Origin of the sequence: Psychrosphaera algicola (assembly GCF_028401425.1) — a bacterium.
Lineage (GTDB): Bacteria > Pseudomonadota > Gammaproteobacteria > Enterobacterales > Alteromonadaceae > Psychrosphaera > Psychrosphaera algicola.
In genome coordinates this window covers 2,243,745-2,261,179 of sequence record NZ_JAQOMS010000002.1, presented here as the reverse complement: position 1 = coordinate 2,261,179, position 17,435 = coordinate 2,243,745, and the positions used below count along the sequence as shown (strand labels likewise).

Genomic DNA, 17,435 nt, shown 5'->3' with positions numbered 1-17,435 from the left:
ACAGGTAAACTTGCCGCAAATTTTGAATGCTTATCAGCACAATACTCAGATAGGAAATTATAAAGATGGTTATTAAACCGAAAATTCGTGGATTTATTTGCACTAATGCACACCCAGCTGGCTGTGCTGAAAGCGTTAAGCGTCAAATCTCATTTGTAAAAGAGCAAGAGTTTGCTGCGAACGGACCAAAAAATGTATTAGTCATTGGTGCATCAACAGGTTACGGCCTAGCATCGCGAATCGTTTCTACGTTTGGACATGGTGCAAATACATTGGGTATTTTCTTTGAAAAAGAAGGCACAGAAAGAAAAACAGGTTCTGCCGGTTGGTACAACACCGCCGCTTTTCAACAAGCTGCAGATGAGGCTGGTATCTATTCAAAAAGTATTAACGGCGATGCATTTTCTAATGAAATAAAAGCAAAAACGATTGAAACGATCAAAGCTGATATGGGCAAAATCGATTTAGTCGTTTATTCACTTGCCTCTCCACGTCGTACAGATCCAAACACGGGCGAAACATATTCTTCAACACTAAAACCGATTGGCAATAGCGTCACCACTAAAAACTTAAATACGTCTAAACGTATTATTGATGAAGTTTCGGTTGAAGCAGCAAATGAAGATGAAATTGCAAATACAGTTAAAGTCATGGGTGGCGAAGACTGGGAAATGTGGATTAATGCATTAAAAGATGCTGATGTGTTGTCTGAAGGGTTCAAAACAACAGCTTATACCTATATCGGGAAAAAGCTGACTTGGCCAATCTACGGTCATGCAACTATTGGTAAAGCGAAAGAAGATCTAGACCGAGCGGTCACAGCAATCCGCACGCTTACTGAAGATCTTAAAGGTGAAGCTTATGTTTCGTCGCTTAATGCCGTTGTAACCCAAGCGAGTTCGGCAATTCCGATTATGCCACTATATATTTCAGCACTTTTCAAAGTGATGAAAGAAGACGGTACTTACGAAGGCGTAATCCAACAAATTTCTGCATTGTTTAGAGAAAATTTATATGGCGATACACCTCGCTTTGACGATGGTGGTCACTTGTTCCAAAACTACAAAGAGCTTGAAGACTCGGTACAAGAGCGAGTACAGGCGGTGTGGGACAGTGTTGATACCGACACAATTGACGAAATGACTGACTATGTTGGCTACCATCAAGAGTTTTTGCACTTGTTTGGTTTCGACTACGACAACGTTGATTATGATGCGGATATAAACCCAGTGGCAGAAATTGCTAACGTCATCTAACCTTAGAGCCAATTGCTAATTAAAAACCGAGTTTTGACAAAATACTCGGTTTTTTATGGAATTGGATTTATCCCAATTAAGATATCTATTTGGGATTCTACGTTGAATTTTAACTGAGTGGTTGATTTTTAGCCTACTAATTAGGGTGTTGAGACGCAAATAATGCAAATTTGCGATAGGCAAAAAGGCCGATAAGATGCTACAATTTGCGGCTAAATGATGTAGGTGGGTTACGCTTACAAAAAATAAAGATTTTACGGCATTTGATAGTGCATCGAGTGCTAGGCAGTTAGATAGGAAATTTGATTGCCAAAAAGATTCCATTTCTTCCAACTTAAAATTAGTGCATATGCGTATGATCAACATAAAAAAGGTTTGGATCTGCCTATTGAAGGCGTTCCACAACAAGCCATCCACGATGGTCCAGCAGTTAAAACTGTTGCTACGCTTGGCGAAGAGTACCATGGCATGCGTCCTACGATGCATGTTAAGGTCGGCGACAGTGTAAAGAAAGGTCAGGTTCTTTTTGTAGATAAAAAGAATGTTGGCGTGAAATTCACTGCCCCTGCAGCCGGTGTAGTCAAGGAAATCAACCGTGGCGAGAAGCGTGTACTTCAATCAGTAGTGATCGAAGTTTCAGGCGACGAGCAAGTCACATTCGCAAAATATGAGCCTAGCGAGCTAGCTTCTATTGAACGTGACAAAGTGGTTGATAATCTAGTCGAATCAGGACAATGGGTTGCGTTACGCACTCGTCCGTTTGACAAGACACCTGCCTTAGACAGCACTCCGTCATCAATCTTTGTTTCAGTAACAGACACTAATCCGCTTGCTGCGGACCCAGCTGTCGTTATTGCAGAGCAACAAGAGCTATTCAATGCGGGTTTAACCGTGTTAAGCCGATTGACTGATGGCAAAATTCACGTATCGAAAAAACCATAGGTGCAAACATTACAGCTGAAGCTCCAAATGTTCAATTGCACGAGTTTGGTGGTAAACACCCAGCTGGTTTGGTTGGTACCCAGATGCACTTCATTGATGCAGTTTCTGCAAGCAAAGTTGCTTGGCATGTAAACTATCAAGAAGTGATAGCAATTGGTCACTTGTTTACAACAGGTGAATTAAGCAGTGAGCGTATTATCGCTTTGGCTGGCCCAGTTGTTAAAAATCCTCGTTTGATCCGCACAACTGTGGGCGCATCTACTGCAGATATTACGGCAGGTGAATTAGAGAGTGGTGAAAACCGCATTATCTCTGGTTCAGTGTTAAGTGGTACTTCAGCGATGGGCGTACACGGATATTTGCATCGTTATCATTTGCAAATTTCTGTTATTGCGGAAGGCCGTGAAAAAGAATTTTTGGGTTGGGCTATGCCTTGGTTCTAATAAATTCTCGGTTACTCGTGCATTCCTAGGCCATTTAACGCCTAAGAAGCTTTTCAAAATGACAACTACGACAAATGGTTCTGACCGTTCAATGGTGCCAATCGGTAACTATGAACGCATCATGCCTTTAGACGTACTACCAACATTGTTATTACGTGACTTGATCTCTGGCGACACAGATTCAGCACAACAATTGGGTTGTTTGGAATTAGCAGAAGAAGATTTGGCACTTTGTTCATTTGTTTGCCCTAGCAAATATGAATACGGTTCGATTCTTCGTGATTGCTTGACCACGATTGAAAAAGAGGGCTAATCATGGGTCTTAAAAGTTATTTAGAAAAAATTGAACCTAATTTCGAACTATAGGTGGAAAATACGAAAAATGGTACGCTCTGTATGAAGCAGCTGCGACTATTTTCTACACGCCTGGTCTTGTTAATAAAGGTCAAACCCACGTTCGTGATAGCGTTGATTTAAAACGAATTATGATCATGGTGTGGTTGGCATTATTCCCAGCCATGTTTTTTGGTATGTTTAATATTGGCCATCAAGCGGCTGATGCTTTAGCTGCCGGATACTCATTACCTGACACATGGCAGTTTGGGCTGTTTGAAGCATTAGGCGGATCACTCGCCGGTGACTCAGGCTCCCTGATGAAAATGTTCTACGGTGCTTGTTTCTTCCTACCTATCTATGCAATGGTTTTCCTTGTTGGTGGGTTCTGGGAAGTTGTATTTGCATCAGTGCGTAAACATGAAGTAAATGAAGGTTTCTTTGTTACTTCAATTTTATTCGCGCTTATCCTTCCAGCGACTATTCCACTTTGGCAAGCGGCACTTGGTATTACCTTTGGTGTTGTTGTTGCAAAAGAAATATTTGGTGGTACGGGTCGAAACTTCTTAAACCCTGCATTAGCGGGTCGTGCGTTTTTGTTCTTCGCTTACCCTGCCGAAATTTCAGGTGATGCAGTTTGGGTTGCCGCTGACGGCTTCTCTGGTGCAACTATGTTAAGTCAAGCAGCCGCTGGTTCGTTGGACTATAATAACATTGCGCTTTGGACTGAAGCATTTTACGGCTACATTGCTGGTTCTGTAGGTGAAACATCAACACTTGCCTTGTTAATTGGTGGTTTGTTTATTATTTATCTTCGAATTGCATCTTGGCGCATTGTTGCCGGTGTTGTAATCGGTACAATTTTAACGGCAACTGCATTTAATGCGATTGATAGTGCGACTAACCCAATGTTTCAAATGCCTTGGCATTGGCACGTTGTTGTTGGTGGTTTTGCACTTGGTGCATTGTTTATGGCAACAGACCCAGTATCGGCGTCATTTACTGATAAAAGTAAATGGGCATACGGCTTGTTAATTGGATTCATGGTTGTAGTTGTTCGAGTTGTGAACCCTGCATTCCCTGAAGGCATGATGTTAGCTATTTTATTCGCTAACTTATTTGCACCATTGTTCGACTACTTTGTGGTTCAAGGTAACGTAAAACGGAGGCTAGCACGCAATGTCTAATAATAAAGAGACTTTTGGCAAAACGGTTGGTTTCGTATTTGCTGTATGTATCGTTTGTGCGGCGCTGGTATCAGTGTCTGCGGTACAACTTAAACCTCGTCAAGTAGCCAACAAGCTACTTGATAAACAAACTCTAGTACTTGAAGCTGCAGGCTTACAAGACAAAGCAGCTGGTAACATTGTTGCAACATATAATAAATATGTAGAAGCTCGTATGATTGACCTAGAGACTGGTAAATTTGTTGAAGGTAATCCTGATTTATTCGAAGAGCGTCGAGAATGCACGTGACCCGAAAAAATCTGAAAAACTTGCAAATGACCCTGCAGGTATTAATCGTCAAGCAAATGAAGCTGTTATTTACTTGGTTCATGACGATGCCGGTAAAGTTGCTTCGATTGTATTACCAATTGTAGGTTCAGGTTTATGGGACTTAATGTATGGTTATGTTGGTCTTGAGGCTGACTTAAACACAGTTAAAAATGTTGTTTATTCAGACCATAAAGAAACTCCGGGACTAGGCGCTGAAGTTATGAATCCTAAGTGGAAGGCATTATGGCCTGGCAAAAGGATTTACAACGGTAAAGGTGAGCCTGTGGTTAACTTAGTTAAAGGTGGTGCAGATGCTAATGATGTTCACGGTGTGGACGCATTATCGGGTGCAACATTAACAAGTAACGGTGTGACTCGTACATTGCAATTCTGGTTTGGCGAACAAGGTTATAAACCATTTATCGCCGCTAATCGTGGGAGCTTGTAATCATGTCTTCAGATGCTAAAAAAGTTTTATCTAGCCCTATTGTTGATAACAATCCAATTGCTTTACAAGTTCTTGGTATATGTTCAGCACTAGCGGTGACGAGTTCTATGGCAAACGCGCTAGTTATGACTCTTGCAGTTGTAATGGTAACGGCGTTTTCAAACTTATTTATCTCTACTATTCGTAACCATATCCCATCAAGTGTACGTATTATTGTGCAGATGGCGATTATTGCGTCTTTAGTAATTGTTGTAGACCAAGTATTGAAAGCATTCTCTTATCAGTTATCAAAAGAACTTTCGGTATTTGTTGGCCTGATCATCACAAACTGTATCGTTATGGGACGTGCTGAAGCTTTTGCTATGAAAGAAAAGCCGATGGTAAGTTTCTTAGACGGTATCGGTAATGGCTTAGGTTATGGCTTTATCTTGATGTTAGTTGCATTCTTCCGTGAGTTATTTGGCTTTGGTACTATTTTCGGAATCGAAATTTTACCACTAGTTCAAAACGATGGTTGGTATCAAGCTAATGGTCTTTTGGTATTGCCATTCAGCTCTTTCTTCATCATAGGTTTGATCATTTGGGCAATTCGCCAGTGGAAACCTGAACAAGTAGAGAAGGATTAATCGAAATGGAATATTATTTAAGCCTTTTGGTTAAAACGATCTTTATCGAGAATATCGCGTTATCGTTTTTCCTTGGTATGTGTACATTCTTAGCAGTCTCTAAAAAAGTGAGCACTGCGATTGGATTAGGTGTAGCCGTTATTGTCGTATTGGGCATAGCGGTACCAGCTAACCAAGTTATTTATCAAAGCATCTTGGCGCTAAGGCGCTTTAGATGGTGTTTTAGGCATTACAGACCCTACTCAATCTGTTGACTTAAGCTTCTTATCTTTCATTACTTTCATTGGTGTTATTGCGGCACTCGTGCAAATTTTGGAAATGGCATTAGACAAATACTTCCCGCCGCTTTACAACGCGTTAGGTATTTTCTTACCATTGATTACTGTTAACTGTGCAATTTTTGGTGCGGTTTCTTTCATGGTTGCCAAGAACTTAGGTTTCGTTGAAAGTGTTGTTTACGGTATCGGTTCAGGTATCGGTTGGGCGCTTGCTATCGTATTGTTGGCAGGTATTCGTGAGAAAATGAAATATTCAGATGTGCCAGATGGCTTAAAAGGTTTGGGTATTACGTTTATTACTGCAGGATTGATGGCGTTTGGCTTTTTATCCTTCGGTGGTATCTCGCTTTAAGGTTAATGTCGGCCTCGTGTTTTTACATGGGGCCCTTAGATAAAAAATAAGGAAAAGTCGATGGAAATCGTTCTCGGCGTATCGATGTTTACCGCAATCGTAGTAGCTTTGGTGTTAGTTATTTTAGTAGCTAAGTCAAAACTAGTATCGACCGGAGATATCACAATTTCAATTAATGGCGACGCTGAAAAATCAGTTGTAGCCTCTGCTGGCGGCAAGTTACTTAACGTCCTAGCTGACAAAGGGATCTTTATTCCTTCAGCTTGTGGTGGCGGTGGTACATGTGGTCAGTGTCGTGTGCACGTCCATTCAGGTGGTGGCGATATTCTTCCAACTGAAGAAGGTCACATTACTAAACGTGAAGCTAAAGAAGGTTGTCGTCTATCTTGTCAGGTAGCGGTTAAACAAGATTTAGATATCGAATTAGAGCCTGAGATTTTTGGTGTTAAGCAGTGGGATTGTGAAGTTATCTCTAATGATAACAAAGCAACCTTCATCAAAGAGCTTGTATTAAGAATTCCTGATGGTGAGTCAGTTCCGTTCCGTGCCGGTGGTTATATTCAAATTGCAGCACCTGCGCATCACATCAAATATTCTGAATTTGACATTCCTGACGAATATCGTCCGGATTGGGAACGTTTCAACTTCTTTAGCATTGAGTCTAAAGTAGACGAAGAAACGATCCGTGCTTATTCAATGGCCAACTACCCAGAAGAAGAAGGCATTATTATGTTGAACGTGCGTATCGCTACGCCGCCACCTAATAACCTAACACTTCCAGCGGGTAAAATGTCATCGTTCATTTGGAGCCTTAAAGAAGGTGACAAAGTAACGATTTCAGGTCCGTTTGGTGAATTCTTTGCCAAAGACACAGACGCAGAAATGGTCTTTGTTGGTGGTGGTGCTGGTATGGCGCCAATGCGTTCACATATCTTTGACCAACTACGTCGATTAAAAACCGACCGTAAGATGAGTTTCTGGTATGGCGCTCGTTCTGCCCGTGAAATGTTCTATGTAGAAGATTTCGATATGCTTGCTAAAGAAAATGACAACTTTGAATGGCATGTTGCTTTATCTGATCCACAACCAGAAGATAACTGGGAAGGGTACACTGGTTTCATTCATAACGTATTGTTTGAAAACTACCTACGTGATCATGAAGCACCGGAAGATTGTGAGTTCTACATGTGTGGTCCTCCAATGATGAACGCTGCCGTTATCAACTTGCTTAAAGATTTAGGCGTTGAAGACGAAAACATCCTTCTTGATGACTTTGGTGGTTAACCCCTGATGTCATTAAAGATGTTAAAAACAATTTGGCTAGCCCTAGTAGGGCTGGCCTTTTTGGTTTCTTGCACACAGCAAACTGAGTCTGAGGTTCAGCCTGTTCTTTTGCAGGGCAAAACCATGGGTACGACCTTTAGTGTTAAGTTATTCCCAACACAAGACGACATCAATCAGCTTAATTTATATGAGTCAGTAAACAATGAGTTAATTAGAATTAACCAACTCATGTCGACTTATATTGCAGATTCTGAACTAAGCAAATTTAATCAAACAGAAGCGGGTAAACCGTTTGAGTTTTCAGCGGATAATGTTGAAATTTTGACAAAGTCTTTCGAGATTAATCGCGAGTCAAATGGTGCGTTTGATGTAACGGTTGGGCCTATTGTAAATTTGTGGGGCTTTGGTCCTAATGGCCGAATTGAAACTCGCCCAAGCGACGCAGATATTGCAAACGTTAAACATTTTGTCGGCATAGACAAAGTTTCGCTGACAGGTAATGTGGCAGTTAAAAAGCATAAAGACGTTTATGTTGATTTTTCATCAATTGCTAAAGGTTTTGCTGTTGATAAAATTGCTGAATATTTAGAGCGAAATAACATTACCAATTACTTAGTGGAAATTGGTGGTGAAATGCGTCTTTCAGGCCATAAACCGTCAGGAGAATTATGGACGGTAGCGGTCGAAAAACCGGTGACAAATAGACGCGAAGCTCAGTTGATATTTAGTCCATGAGCAATATTGGTATGGCTACGTCTGGTGATTATCGTAATTATTTTGAAGAGAATGGTACTCGATTCTCACATACGATTAACCCAGAGACTGCAGCACCAATAACGCATAAGTTAGCTTCGGTAACCGTATTACATAGTTCTGCGGCAAGTGCAGACGCTTACGCTACAGCTATTAATGTTTTAGGTCCCGTTAGCGGTGTTGAATTTGCAGAGAAAAATGGTATCGCGGCTTACTTTCTAATTAAAACGGATAATGGATTTGCCGAAGTTTTGTCGACGGAATTTAAAAAGTTGATTGGTAAAGGCTAACAGAATGTTAAAAGTATTTTTATTGACGTTTGCGCTGCTTTTGATTGTGTTTATCGCTATGTCGGTAGGCTATTGGATCAAGCAGAAAACAATTGCAGGCAGTTGTGGTGGTTTAGGTGCGTTAGGAATTGCTAAGGCATGTAATTGTGACAACCCTTGTGATAAGCGACTTGAACGTCAGAGATTGGCGCGAGAAGAAAAAGAGCAAGCTTGGAAAGATAACCAAATTATTTAATGAAAAGCGCCGAAAAGGCGCTTTTTTTGGTTTAACGCAATGGTCGTGAAATTAGTTCAGTATAGAAGTGATTTAAGCTGTTGACGTCAGTTGTCCTGTTTCAAACGCCTGTTTAAAATGTTTCCGGCATAAGCTCATATATTTATCATTTCCGCCAATTTCTACTTGATCCCCTGAAGAAACCACGTGCCCATCTTCACCATACCTAACCACCATATTGGCCTTTTTACCACAATGACAAATTGTTTTTAGCTCGACAAGCTTGTCAGCCCACGATAGTAAGTATTTACTACCTTCAAATAACTCACCTTGGAAGTCTGTTCGAATTCCATAACACATAACGGGGACGTTTAGTTTATCGACAACATCGGTAAGTTGTTGAACCTGATTTTTTGAAAGGAATTGAGACTCGTCGACCAACACACAGTGCAATGCTCTATTTTCTTTGATTTTAGATATCTGCTGAAATAAATCCGTGTCGCTGTTAAAAATATCGGCAGGTTGGCTTAAGCCAATTCGAGAACTCACAACGCCTGTTGCGGTGCGGTCATCTATTGCAGCAGTAAAAATGGCACTGTACATTCCTCTTTCAACATAATTGTAAGCTGATTGTAACAAAGACGTCGATTTTCCAGCGTTCATTGTAGAGTAGTAGAAGTATAGTTGCGCCATGTATTTAATATTCTCGATAAAAAGTGTTCTTCGCCGTCATGGGAGTTTACCTACTAACTGCTCGGAAATAAATTATTTGATTGGTAGCCTAAAACCACTTTGGTCACTTTAGTTTTTGCAGTCATTTCGACTTGTTGAAATGAAATGTATTTTTGCTCTTGGGCATGACCTCTTTGCATACGTATGGATGACCAAAATTTCAGTTCTTCTGTCGACTGCTATAAGAAATACGGTAAATTACCGTATGAATTTAACAAGAGCACAGTAAATGTTGAGTATCCAAAAGAAGTTGTCTGCACCGTTTTATATGTTGTTAAGCTTGCCATCCACAGCTATGGGGTTTGCACTATCTGTTCAAATTTCAGCATTGAGTTGGTTGCTGAGCACACAATATGGCCTCGATATTCATGAAATTGGTATTGTTTGGGCCGCCGGTCCAATAGCCGGTATTTTAGGTCAAGTTATTGTTGGCTTTATTAGTGATAAAGTTTGGTTTTGGAATGGCAGACGAAGACCATTTATCATTATTGGCGGCGTATTAGCGTCACTATCTCTATTAGCGTTACCGAATATCGGCATCATTAACGAGTCTTTGGGTCATGTTGGCTTAATGGCCGTTGCTATAGCCGTTGCTCTGTCCCTCGATTTGTCTATAAACGTTAGCTTTAACCCTACACGATCAATAATTGCTGACGTTACTCCAGCAGGGGAGCAGCGCACATTAGGTTATACTTGGATGCAAACCATCTCCGGAACCTTTGGCGTACTAGCCTATGTGATCGGCGGATTTTGGAACAATTTTCTACTTATTTACTTTGGTGCTGCACTCGTCCTGCTATTTTCAGTTATACCCGCATTGTTTATCGAAGAGCCTAAAGTACTTGAAGGTGAGAACAAAGAAGCGGATGTAAAATTTTCTTGGTATGAAGTACTTAGCGATATAAAGCCACTTTGGGGCTTTTTAGTTTATTCAATTTACGCCAGTGTTTTACATTTAACTGGTTTTGAAGTTAAGCACTATTATTTCGAAATATTGGCCTTGCTCATCACCTTATATTTCGTATTTGAAACACTATCGAAAAATGAAAACGACTTTTCTGAATCTGACGCTAAGCACTTAGGATTCAAAAAGGTATTGGCGGCACACTCATTCTCATGGATTGGAATTCAAACGATGTTTGTTTTTTGCTATGCGTTTTTGCAAGAAAAAATGTCGACGCTCACTACGGAGGAATTAGGCCAAACAATTTCGTACAGCTTTGCCATTTTAAACGCCGTAGCTGCACTATTGCCCGCTTTGGTTTTAGGACCCTTAGCCATTAAGTTTGGGCGTATTCAAGTCCATGCCTATGCATTATTGGTGACCGCAGTTGCGTACGCTTTGATCGCATTTTTTGCAACGACACCGATGATCATGTATCTCTTCATGGCGTTAGCTGGCATTGGTTGGTCTGCAGTTGTAAGTTTACCCTTTGCGATTATGTCAGAGCGTGTCGAAAACGCTAAGATGGGCTTGTACATGGGGTTATTTAATTTGTCTGTGGTTTTACCGCAACTTGTGGTTTCGTTGGGGGTGAGTCTATTCCTAAATAAAGCAGATGATAAAAGCATGGTCTTTGTGGTCTGCGCGATTTCAATGACGATCTCGGCAGTCTCGTGGTTAATGATCAAAGAGAAGCCAGTGCCCGATGTTAACGCGAACTAAATAGGTTAATTTGTTGTAATAAAAGGATAATTAAATGGATTTTTTGACGGGACTAAAGATCCATTTATTCATATGAACTAATATTCTGTCTATTATTTATCCTTTCTTCTAAAATAGGGCTTTTGTTTTATAATAGTTATGCTATTATACGTCGCGCTACAGATGCAGTATTTATTTTGTTATCCGCTTTAGTTACACCAGTAAACCCGTTTTTTAATATTATATTGAATTCAGTTTTACCCAAGGCACTATCAATTAAGTAATTTCTTTAGCTCGACCGGTCAGAAATGACCATTCAATTTAATATTTAAAAAGGTAAGATTATTATGTCTACTACTACTGGCACAGTAAAATGGTTTAACGAAGAGAAAGGTTTCGGATTTTTAACTCAAGAAGGCGGCGGTAAAGATGTATTCGTACATTTCCGTGCTATTGCTTCTGAAGGTTTCAAAACTTTGACTGAAGGTCAATCTGTTCAATTCACTATTGAACAAGGCCAAAAAGGTCCTCAAGCATCAAACGTTGTTGTTATCTAATTTTAGATTTTTCTAAAAATAGTTAATAATTGAAAGGTCGAGTAAATTTTTACTTGGCCTTTTGTTTTATAGAGTGTTATAAAACCACTCAAGATTGTGTTTACCCCAAAGTTCTTCTTTTCTGTATAACTTTTTAATGCATTGATTTGACATTAAAAACGTATTGTCTTTATTGAACTCGTAAAATAATCCGAATTAGTCATGCTTGTAATTTTTCACAGAATAATTTTGTGCGGAATTTACTTAGTCATGTTTCTGTAATAATTGGTGGCTAAACTGGCCGCTGTTTTTTAATAATATAATAAGAAATTAAATTTATGTCATATACCTATAACGGTGAGCAATTAACAATTGTGCAACCACTACATTCAATTTCAGTTAACAACAACAAAGTTGTGTTTTCTGATCAGTCAGGCCCTAAACATTTAACGTTGGCCAATACCAAAGAAGCAAAACGCTTTTTAAACTGGTTAGTTCAAGAGCGATCTTAACTAACCGGCTGTACGGTATTACTCTCGTTTACTGTTATTAATTCTCACTCATATCCTTCAAAAATTTTCGTTCAAATTAATTCTCAACGGTTTTACTATACAAGCTGATTGGCTTGCAGTTCATTCCAAATAAATTTCGCGATAATGTGCCTTAAACTTATTCGTTTTAATCGTTGTTTAAATAGCGATACGAATAAGTAGGTTACCTTAGTCGTTTTTCAACTTCTTAATTGCAAACTTATCAATCTAGATTAAAAAAACTGCACTTTGACTGTTTGTTTATACAGTGGTATTTTGTTGCTATGGGCCAGTGAGCATTAAATTTAAACAGACAATATTCTAAATATGAGCATCAACCGAAAAATTATTCATGTCGATATGGATGCGTTTTATGTCAGTGTCGAGATAAGAGATAACCCGGCTTTAGTGGGGTTGCCTGTTGCAGTTGGTGGAAATTCTGATAGGCGAGGTGTCATAGCCACGTGCAACTATGAGGCACGAAAATTCGGTGTACGGTCTGCCATGGCAACTGCAATGGCCCTCAAAAAGTGTCCTAATTTAGTGATAGTTCCGGGCCGGATGGCTGAATATAAAGAAGTTAGCCGTCAAATTAGAGAGATATTCGAGTATTACACCCCACTAATTGAACCTTTATCATTGGATGAAGCGTATTTAGATGTTTCTGATTGTACGGAGTTTCAAGGTTCCGCAACCCTCATTGCCCAGCAAATAAGACGTGATATCTTTTATAAAACGGGTTTAACCGCTTCCGCTGGTATTGCACCGGTCAAGTTTCTTGCAAAGGTCGCGAGCGATGAGAATAAACCAAACGGACAGTTTGTAATTACGCCGGATCAAGTAGTTGAATTTGTGAAAACCATGCCGCTAGAGAAAATATCGGGTGTAGGCAAAGTTACATTAAAAAATTACACGACGCTGGGCTCTTTGTCGGGGAAGATGTCAGAAACTCTAAAGAAGTGTTTTTATCTCAATTGCTTGGAAGTTACGGCGCCGTTTTATGGGCACGTTGTCAAGGCATTGATAACCGAGGGGTAGAGACTGAACGAGTTCGAAAATCCGTTGGTGTTGAGCGGACTTTCAGTGAAGATATAAAGGATCTATCTGTATTGAAGCAGATAATGCATGAAAAACTCATACCTGAACTTAAAAAGCGTGCCCAAAGCTATTTAGACAAGCGACATATTGGCAAGTTAGGCGTTAAGTTAAAGTTTAATGACTTTGTTGTCACAACTAAAGAGCAAAAGCATAATCAATTTGATGTAGCGACGTTTGAATCGCTTTTAGTGGAGGCGTTGAGTCGTGGCGAGGGACGAGCCGTTAGATTATTGGGTGTTCATATTGGATTAGAAGATTCAGTGGTCGACGCTATTGAACAGCTTAGCTTATTTGGTTAATGGCTTTAGCTGCTTAATCCAACGTTGTTCTATACCTTAGCAATTGCCACAATTCCAATCAAGACAATAAACCCGATTAACGCGTAAAACTCATTCGCGAGATGGGAAAAATCCGCCGCTTTTAGCATAACTCCCCTAACTATCCGCAAAAAATGCGTTAAAGGTAACATTTCACCGATAAGTTGAGCCCACTGTGGCATTCCTCTAAACGGGAACATAAATCCTGACAACAACAGTGACGGTAAAAAGAAAAAGAACGTCATCTGCATTGCCTGCATTTGTGTTGTTGCGATTGTTGAAAACGTAAAACCTAAACATAAGTTAGCCAACAGAAAAATAAGGATAGCGGAGTTAAGGATCATAAAACTCCCTAGGAAGGGCACTTCAAATAAGAAACTGGCGGCGGATAAAATGATGGCGGTCTGTATGAGTCCAATGAGGACATAGGGAGCAATTTTTCCAACCATAACCTCAAATGGCTTAACCGGCATAGCTAAAATATTTTCCAAATTGCCTTTTTCCCGTTCTCGTGTCATTGCCATAGAGGTGATCATGACAGAAGTCATAGTTAAAATAACACCGAGCAATCCTATGTACGATGTTGTACTGAGTAATGCCTTGAGGGTTGTATTTTGGGTGAATAATTACATCGACATTTGGTTTAGTAGACTTCAGAAAGTTTAAAGAGCCGACAAAATCATGATTCAATGCTTTGCTAACAATTACAGACGCTTTGGCAATCGCATTCGATGAAGCTGCAGGATCAGAAGCATCTGCAGATATTAACAATTGAGGCATTTACTAGCGGACCAGTTTTTTGTAAAGTCTGCTGGGATCACAAGTAAAAACGTAATTTCACCTTTTAAGAATAAGTCATCAGCTTGTTGGTAGTTACTCACTGCAGTAACAACATCAAAATATTCGGATAATTTAAAGCCCTCAACAATGGTTCTAGAATGTTGGTCTGGTGCTTCTATAAATACCGCTGTTGGCAAACCTTTTGGATCATTGTTGATGGCAAAACCGAACAATATTAATTGCATTATTGGAACACCGACCATCATCGCAAATGTCATTCTGTCGCGGCGCATTTGGATCATCTCTTTAGACAATATCGCCCAAATCCGAAATAAACTGTTCATTGGTAGTCTCGCTTATCATTGCCTACAGATGTCATAAGTGAAATAAACACGTCTTCTAAACTAGGGGTGATTTTTTGCCAATCTAGTGAGTCGAATGGCGCTCGTTTTATAACGTTTTCGATTGCTACTGTATTTGTGCTACTAATATGCAGGGCGGCTCCAAAGTATGAAACGTTTTCAATGTCATCTTCCGCTTTTAGCGCCGAGGCAAATTGCCTAACACCTTTATTGATCGAAACGTACGTTGTTAAGTTAGAGGCCGCAATGACATCTCGAACCGTTCCCTGCGTGATAAGTTTACCGTGGGCAAGATAGGCAATCTGGTCGCATCGTTCAGCTTCGTCCATGTAATGCGTCGAAACTAAAATGGTGATCCCTTGATTTGTCAGCTCATGAATTTGGTCCCAAAATTCTCGACGGGCCTTAGGATCCACGCCCGCTGTTGGTTCATCAAGCAGCAATAATTTAGGATTATGCATGGTCACAGCGGCAAGTGCTAAACGTTGCTTCCACCCGCCAGAAAGATCACCTGCTAGCTGGTGTTGTCTTTGAGTTAAATCTAGCCTTGCTATTACGTCATCAACTTTGGCTTTACGATTTGGCAGGTTGTACATTCGAGATACAAAATCTAGGTTTTCTCGAATTGATAAATCTTCCCAGAACGAAAATTTCTGAGTCATATAACCGGTTTGTAATTTTATCTTTTCAGCTTCAGTTATGATGTCTAGACCTAAACAGGTTCCTGAACCTTGAGTTGGTGTTAATAGCCCACATAACATTCTGATAGTCGTTGTTTTACCTGACCCATTAGGCCCGAGAAAGCCCCACACCTGGCCTTTTGGAATTTGTAATGCGACGTCATCAACCACGCGAGTTTTACCAAACTCTTTGACTAATGATTTAACATCAACCGCAAAGTCATTCATGGAAACTCACATCCACTGGTTGTCCAATATGTAGCTTAGTGGCGGGCGCTAATTGTGCCTCAACCATAAATACCAATGAGCTTCGAGAGCTTTGGTTATACAAAACCGGCGGTGTAAACTCTGGCTCCTGTGCAATAAACTGGACTTTTGCTTTATGGGTTTGAGTATCGTTATCTAGATTGATATCGACATATTGACCTACTTTCACGCGACTCAGTTGGCTTTGTTCGACATAAAACCTGACTTTTTGGGAATCGTTAATTAATACTGAAACAATTGGTTGCCCTTGTTTAACATACTCACCATGTCGCTGAAAAACTTGCTCTACAACACCGCTGTTTTTAGCGCTCAATATTCGTTTTGAATGTAACCATTGGGCCTTTTGGAGCTCAATTTTTGCTACCTCAAGTTGTTGCTCATGACTCGTAATAACAGCGGGTCGTGCTGCCATTTTCATAACGTTTATTGTGTGATTGAGTGACGAAACGTTTGCAGCAAGTTGCAGTTGATAGGACTTAGATGTTTCCAATTCAGTTTCAGAAACTAGGTTTTTACGATGCAAATTTTCTAAACGTAGGTATTCACTTTTCGCTAAATCAAGCGCCAGTTGTTTTTGTTCCAATAAGTTTTGTTGTGCTAATAACTCTTCTTCTCGCGCACCACTTTGTATGTCTTCGAGTTGTGCTGCCGTCGACGCCAGTTGTTTTTCCGCCTGAGCAATTGCAAGACGCTGATATTCATCATCGAGTTGAGCAATGATAGAGTCCGGGCTGACGGTATCGCCTTCTTTTACTGATAAGTTTATTATCCATCCAGGTTCCGGAGCGGAAACGTAAAAGTAATTACCTTCTATATAACCGGTGTACGCTGATACAGGCGGTTGCTTAGAACAAGCGGCGAGAAATAAATAAAGCAGGAAAAATATACACTTAACGCTTTTGTTTGTGTTCATTCTGTTATCCCTAAAGCTTTGTAAATTATCAATTGATGTTGTTTTAATAATACGTCAACGGCCAGTGGCGGAGAGTTTTCAGCTTCGGATAAGACTTTCCAAACGACGGCAAAAATGACAGGTGCAACGATGAGTTTTGCGGTAAGTGCTGCATCGTCAATATTAACTTCACCTCGTTCTTTTCCGGCTTGTAATACTATGGTGATAGTAGACAGAACTTGGTCAATGATATTTTGTTTATAGGTTTTTATCACATCAGGAAAATCAAAGGCGTCACTGATCAAAACTTTAATTAGCTTTGGTAATGGAGAATCAATAATAACATTAGGGATAAACTCAAATAATTGGTCGAGAGCTTCTTTTACACTATTGTGGTTTGTCATTAATGATTGGATTTGTTGCGCCTTATGCATAGCAATATGCTCAACAGCGGATTCAAAAAGCGCTTTTTTTGAACTAAAATAAAGATATAGGGTGCCTTTTGATATTCCGCAGCGAATGGCGATATCTTCCATTTTTGTTGCTTTAAGGCCTTTTAAATAAAACTCGTCCAAAGCAGCAAATACAATTTGCTCTTTTCTTTGTTCTTTTTCGATTTCAGAAATTGCACGTTTCATTTTTATCGCTAGGTTATTCAAAGATGACATTATGCATTCGATTAGGCTACCTAAAGGAGTAACTTCAATCAGCAGGTGATAATGGGTTAGATCAGGATCTCTATTTAGATAATAAATAACTGACCAGTAAGTTATTTAATCTAGTAAACAATATTAAAATTGGCAAACTTGATTTACAACTTCGGTAAGTTCGAAATATATCTAGACCGTCATTGACTTGCAATTCACCTATGTTTATCAAT

General features: G+C 39.9%; 18 protein-coding genes and 4 pseudogenes. 15 read left to right on the top strand and 7 right to left on the bottom strand.

Annotated elements, in window-relative coordinates; translation table 11 throughout:
* Nucleotides 1-65: 65 nt before the first annotated feature.
* The 11 genes and pseudogenes from fabV (at nt 66) to nqrM (ending at nt 8,737) form a co-directional block, all read left to right on the top strand.
* A complete protein-coding gene (fabV, locus tag PN838_RS12285; RefSeq protein ID WP_215963374.1) occupies nt 66-1,256 on the top strand; it encodes an enoyl-ACP reductase FabV in 1,191 nt (396 codons plus the stop codon).
* Between the two features lie 355 nt (nt 1,257-1,611).
* Nucleotides 1,612-2,954 (top strand): annotated as a pseudogene (locus tag PN838_RS12280) (Na(+)-translocating NADH-quinone reductase subunit A).
* Between the two features lie 2 nt (nt 2,955-2,956).
* Nucleotides 2,957-4,161 (top strand): annotated as a pseudogene (locus PN838_RS12275) (NADH:ubiquinone reductase (Na(+)-transporting) subunit B).
* The gene (locus PN838_RS26365) at nt 4,154-4,450 is read left to right on the top strand and encodes a hypothetical protein (RefSeq protein ID WP_334313351.1); all 297 of its coding nucleotides are present in this window, start codon (nt 4,154-4,156) and stop codon (nt 4,448-4,450) included. The pseudogene PN838_RS12275 and the gene PN838_RS26365 overlap by 8 nt, the downstream one beginning before the upstream one ends.
* Entirely contained in the window at nt 4,401-4,919 is a 519-nt protein-coding gene (nqrC, locus tag PN838_RS12270; RefSeq protein ID WP_334313350.1) for an NADH:ubiquinone reductase (Na(+)-transporting) subunit C, read from the top strand. Before PN838_RS26365 ends, nqrC begins: the two co-directional genes overlap by 50 nt.
* 2 nt (nt 4,920-4,921) lie before the next feature.
* Nucleotides 4,922-5,545, top strand: a complete 624-nt coding sequence (locus tag PN838_RS12265) for an NADH:ubiquinone reductase (Na(+)-transporting) subunit D (RefSeq protein ID WP_215963378.1) — start codon at nt 4,922-4,924, stop codon at nt 5,543-5,545.
* Between the two features lie 5 nt (nt 5,546-5,550).
* Nucleotides 5,551-6,175, top strand: a pseudogene (gene nqrE / locus PN838_RS12260) (NADH:ubiquinone reductase (Na(+)-transporting) subunit E).
* A 60-nt stretch (nt 6,176-6,235) separates the two neighbouring features.
* Nucleotides 6,236-7,459, top strand: coding sequence for an NADH:ubiquinone reductase (Na(+)-transporting) subunit F (nqrF, locus tag PN838_RS12255; protein ID WP_215963380.1), 1,224 nt, complete (start codon nt 6,236-6,238; stop codon nt 7,457-7,459).
* Nucleotides 7,460-7,465: 6 nt separating this feature from the next.
* On the top strand, nt 7,466-8,194 hold the full coding sequence (locus PN838_RS12250; protein ID WP_272180853.1) for an FAD:protein FMN transferase: 729 nt from the start codon (nt 7,466-7,468) through the stop codon (nt 8,192-8,194).
* Nucleotides 8,191-8,502 (top strand): FAD:protein FMN transferase, encoded by a 312-nt coding sequence (locus tag PN838_RS12245; RefSeq protein WP_272180852.1) that lies wholly within the window; start codon nt 8,191-8,193, stop codon nt 8,500-8,502. Before PN838_RS12250 ends, PN838_RS12245 begins: the two co-directional genes overlap by 4 nt.
* Before the next feature lie 4 nt (nt 8,503-8,506).
* Nucleotides 8,507-8,737 (top strand): (Na+)-NQR maturation NqrM, encoded by a 231-nt coding sequence (gene nqrM, locus PN838_RS12240; RefSeq protein WP_215963382.1) that lies wholly within the window; start codon nt 8,507-8,509, stop codon nt 8,735-8,737.
* 72 nt (nt 8,738-8,809) lie between these two features.
* Here nqrM and PN838_RS12235 read toward each other — a convergent pair whose 3' ends face one another.
* A complete protein-coding gene (locus PN838_RS12235) occupies nt 8,810-9,409 on the bottom strand; it encodes a thymidine kinase (protein ID WP_272180851.1) in 600 nt (199 codons plus the stop codon).
* Nucleotides 9,410-9,677: 268 nt separating this feature from the next.
* Here PN838_RS12235 and PN838_RS12230 point away from each other — a divergent pair, with 268 nt between their 5' ends.
* The 4 genes and pseudogenes from PN838_RS12230 (at nt 9,678) to dinB (ending at nt 13,556) form a co-directional block, all read left to right on the top strand.
* The gene (locus PN838_RS12230) at nt 9,678-11,114 is read left to right on the top strand and encodes an MFS transporter (RefSeq protein WP_215963384.1); all 1,437 of its coding nucleotides are present in this window, start codon (nt 9,678-9,680) and stop codon (nt 11,112-11,114) included.
* A 326-nt stretch (nt 11,115-11,440) separates the two neighbouring features.
* Entirely contained in the window at nt 11,441-11,650 is a 210-nt protein-coding gene (gene cspE, locus PN838_RS12225; protein WP_215963385.1) for a transcription antiterminator/RNA stability regulator CspE, read from the top strand.
* A 317-nt stretch (nt 11,651-11,967) separates the two neighbouring features.
* Nucleotides 11,968-12,141 carry a hypothetical protein gene (locus PN838_RS12220; RefSeq protein WP_215963386.1) on the top strand — a complete coding sequence of 58 codons (174 nt, stop codon included), beginning with the start codon at nt 11,968-11,970 and terminating at the stop codon, nt 12,139-12,141.
* 345 nt (nt 12,142-12,486) lie between these two features.
* Nucleotides 12,487-13,556: pseudogene (dinB, locus tag PN838_RS12215) on the top strand (DNA polymerase IV).
* A gap of 29 nt (nt 13,557-13,585) precedes the next feature.
* Here the strand turns inward: dinB and PN838_RS12210 are convergent.
* The 6 genes from PN838_RS12210 to PN838_RS12185 are packed head-to-tail and all read right to left on the bottom strand — an operon-like array spanning nt 13,586 to nt 17,223.
* Entirely contained in the window at nt 13,586-14,110 is a 525-nt protein-coding gene (locus tag PN838_RS12210) for an ABC transporter permease (RefSeq protein WP_272182581.1), read from the bottom strand.
* The gene (locus PN838_RS12205; protein ID WP_272180850.1) at nt 14,037-14,354 is read right to left on the bottom strand and encodes a hypothetical protein; all 318 of its coding nucleotides are present in this window, start codon (nt 14,352-14,354) and stop codon (nt 14,037-14,039) included. The genes PN838_RS12210 and PN838_RS12205 overlap by 74 nt, the downstream gene beginning before the upstream one ends.
* Nucleotides 14,339-14,698 (bottom strand): ABC transporter permease, encoded by a 360-nt coding sequence (locus tag PN838_RS12200; RefSeq protein WP_272180849.1) that lies wholly within the window; start codon nt 14,696-14,698, stop codon nt 14,339-14,341. The genes PN838_RS12205 and PN838_RS12200 overlap by 16 nt, the downstream gene beginning before the upstream one ends.
* On the bottom strand, nt 14,695-15,624 hold the full coding sequence (locus PN838_RS12195; protein WP_215963389.1) for an ABC transporter ATP-binding protein: 930 nt from the start codon (nt 15,622-15,624) through the stop codon (nt 14,695-14,697). Before PN838_RS12195 ends, PN838_RS12200 begins: the two co-directional genes overlap by 4 nt.
* On the bottom strand, nt 15,617-16,576 hold the full coding sequence (locus PN838_RS12190; protein ID WP_272180848.1) for an HlyD family secretion protein: 960 nt from the start codon (nt 16,574-16,576) through the stop codon (nt 15,617-15,619). The genes PN838_RS12195 and PN838_RS12190 overlap by 8 nt, the downstream gene beginning before the upstream one ends.
* Nucleotides 16,573-17,223 (bottom strand): TetR/AcrR family transcriptional regulator, encoded by a 651-nt coding sequence (locus tag PN838_RS12185; protein ID WP_272180847.1) that lies wholly within the window; start codon nt 17,221-17,223, stop codon nt 16,573-16,575. The genes PN838_RS12190 and PN838_RS12185 overlap by 4 nt, the downstream gene beginning before the upstream one ends.
* Nucleotides 17,224-17,435 lie beyond the last annotated feature (212 nt).

Excerpts from the sequence above, each read along its gene's own strand:
- PN838_RS12265 (WP_215963378.1), top strand. The coding sequence starts at position 4,922 with ATGTCTTCAGATGCTAAAAAAGTTTTATCTAGCCCTATTGTTGATAAC.
- PN838_RS12235 (WP_272180851.1), bottom strand. The coding sequence starts at position 9,409 with ATGGCGCAACTATACTTCTACTACTCTACAATGAACGCTGGAAAATCG.
- PN838_RS12205 (WP_272180850.1), bottom strand. The coding sequence starts at position 14,354 with ATGCCTCAATTGTTAATATCTGCAGATGCTTCTGATCCTGCAGCTTCA.
- PN838_RS26365 (WP_334313351.1), top strand. The coding sequence starts at position 4,154 with ATGTCTAATAATAAAGAGACTTTTGGCAAAACGGTTGGTTTCGTATTT.
- PN838_RS12250 (WP_272180853.1), top strand. The coding sequence starts at position 7,466 with ATGTCATTAAAGATGTTAAAAACAATTTGGCTAGCCCTAGTAGGGCTG.
- PN838_RS12245 (WP_272180852.1), top strand. The coding sequence starts at position 8,191 with ATGAGCAATATTGGTATGGCTACGTCTGGTGATTATCGTAATTATTTT.
- PN838_RS12230 (WP_215963384.1), top strand. The coding sequence starts at position 9,678 with ATGTTGAGTATCCAAAAGAAGTTGTCTGCACCGTTTTATATGTTGTTA.
- PN838_RS12190 (WP_272180848.1), bottom strand. The coding sequence starts at position 16,576 with ATGAACACAAACAAAAGCGTTAAGTGTATATTTTTCCTGCTTTATTTA.
- PN838_RS12210 (WP_272182581.1), bottom strand. The coding sequence starts at position 14,110 with ATGATCACCTCTATGGCAATGACACGAGAACGGGAAAAAGGCAATTTG.
- PN838_RS12185 (WP_272180847.1), bottom strand. The coding sequence starts at position 17,223 with ATGTCATCTTTGAATAACCTAGCGATAAAAATGAAACGTGCAATTTCT.
- PN838_RS12195 (WP_215963389.1), bottom strand. The coding sequence starts at position 15,624 with ATGAATGACTTTGCGGTTGATGTTAAATCATTAGTCAAAGAGTTTGGT.
- nqrM (WP_215963382.1), top strand. The coding sequence starts at position 8,507 with ATGTTAAAAGTATTTTTATTGACGTTTGCGCTGCTTTTGATTGTGTTT.
- PN838_RS12200 (WP_272180849.1), bottom strand. The coding sequence starts at position 14,698 with ATGAACAGTTTATTTCGGATTTGGGCGATATTGTCTAAAGAGATGATC.
- fabV (WP_215963374.1), top strand. The coding sequence starts at position 66 with ATGGTTATTAAACCGAAAATTCGTGGATTTATTTGCACTAATGCACAC.
- nqrF (WP_215963380.1), top strand. The coding sequence starts at position 6,236 with ATGGAAATCGTTCTCGGCGTATCGATGTTTACCGCAATCGTAGTAGCT.
- cspE (WP_215963385.1), top strand. The coding sequence starts at position 11,441 with ATGTCTACTACTACTGGCACAGTAAAATGGTTTAACGAAGAGAAAGGT.
- PN838_RS12220 (WP_215963386.1), top strand. The coding sequence starts at position 11,968 with ATGTCATATACCTATAACGGTGAGCAATTAACAATTGTGCAACCACTA.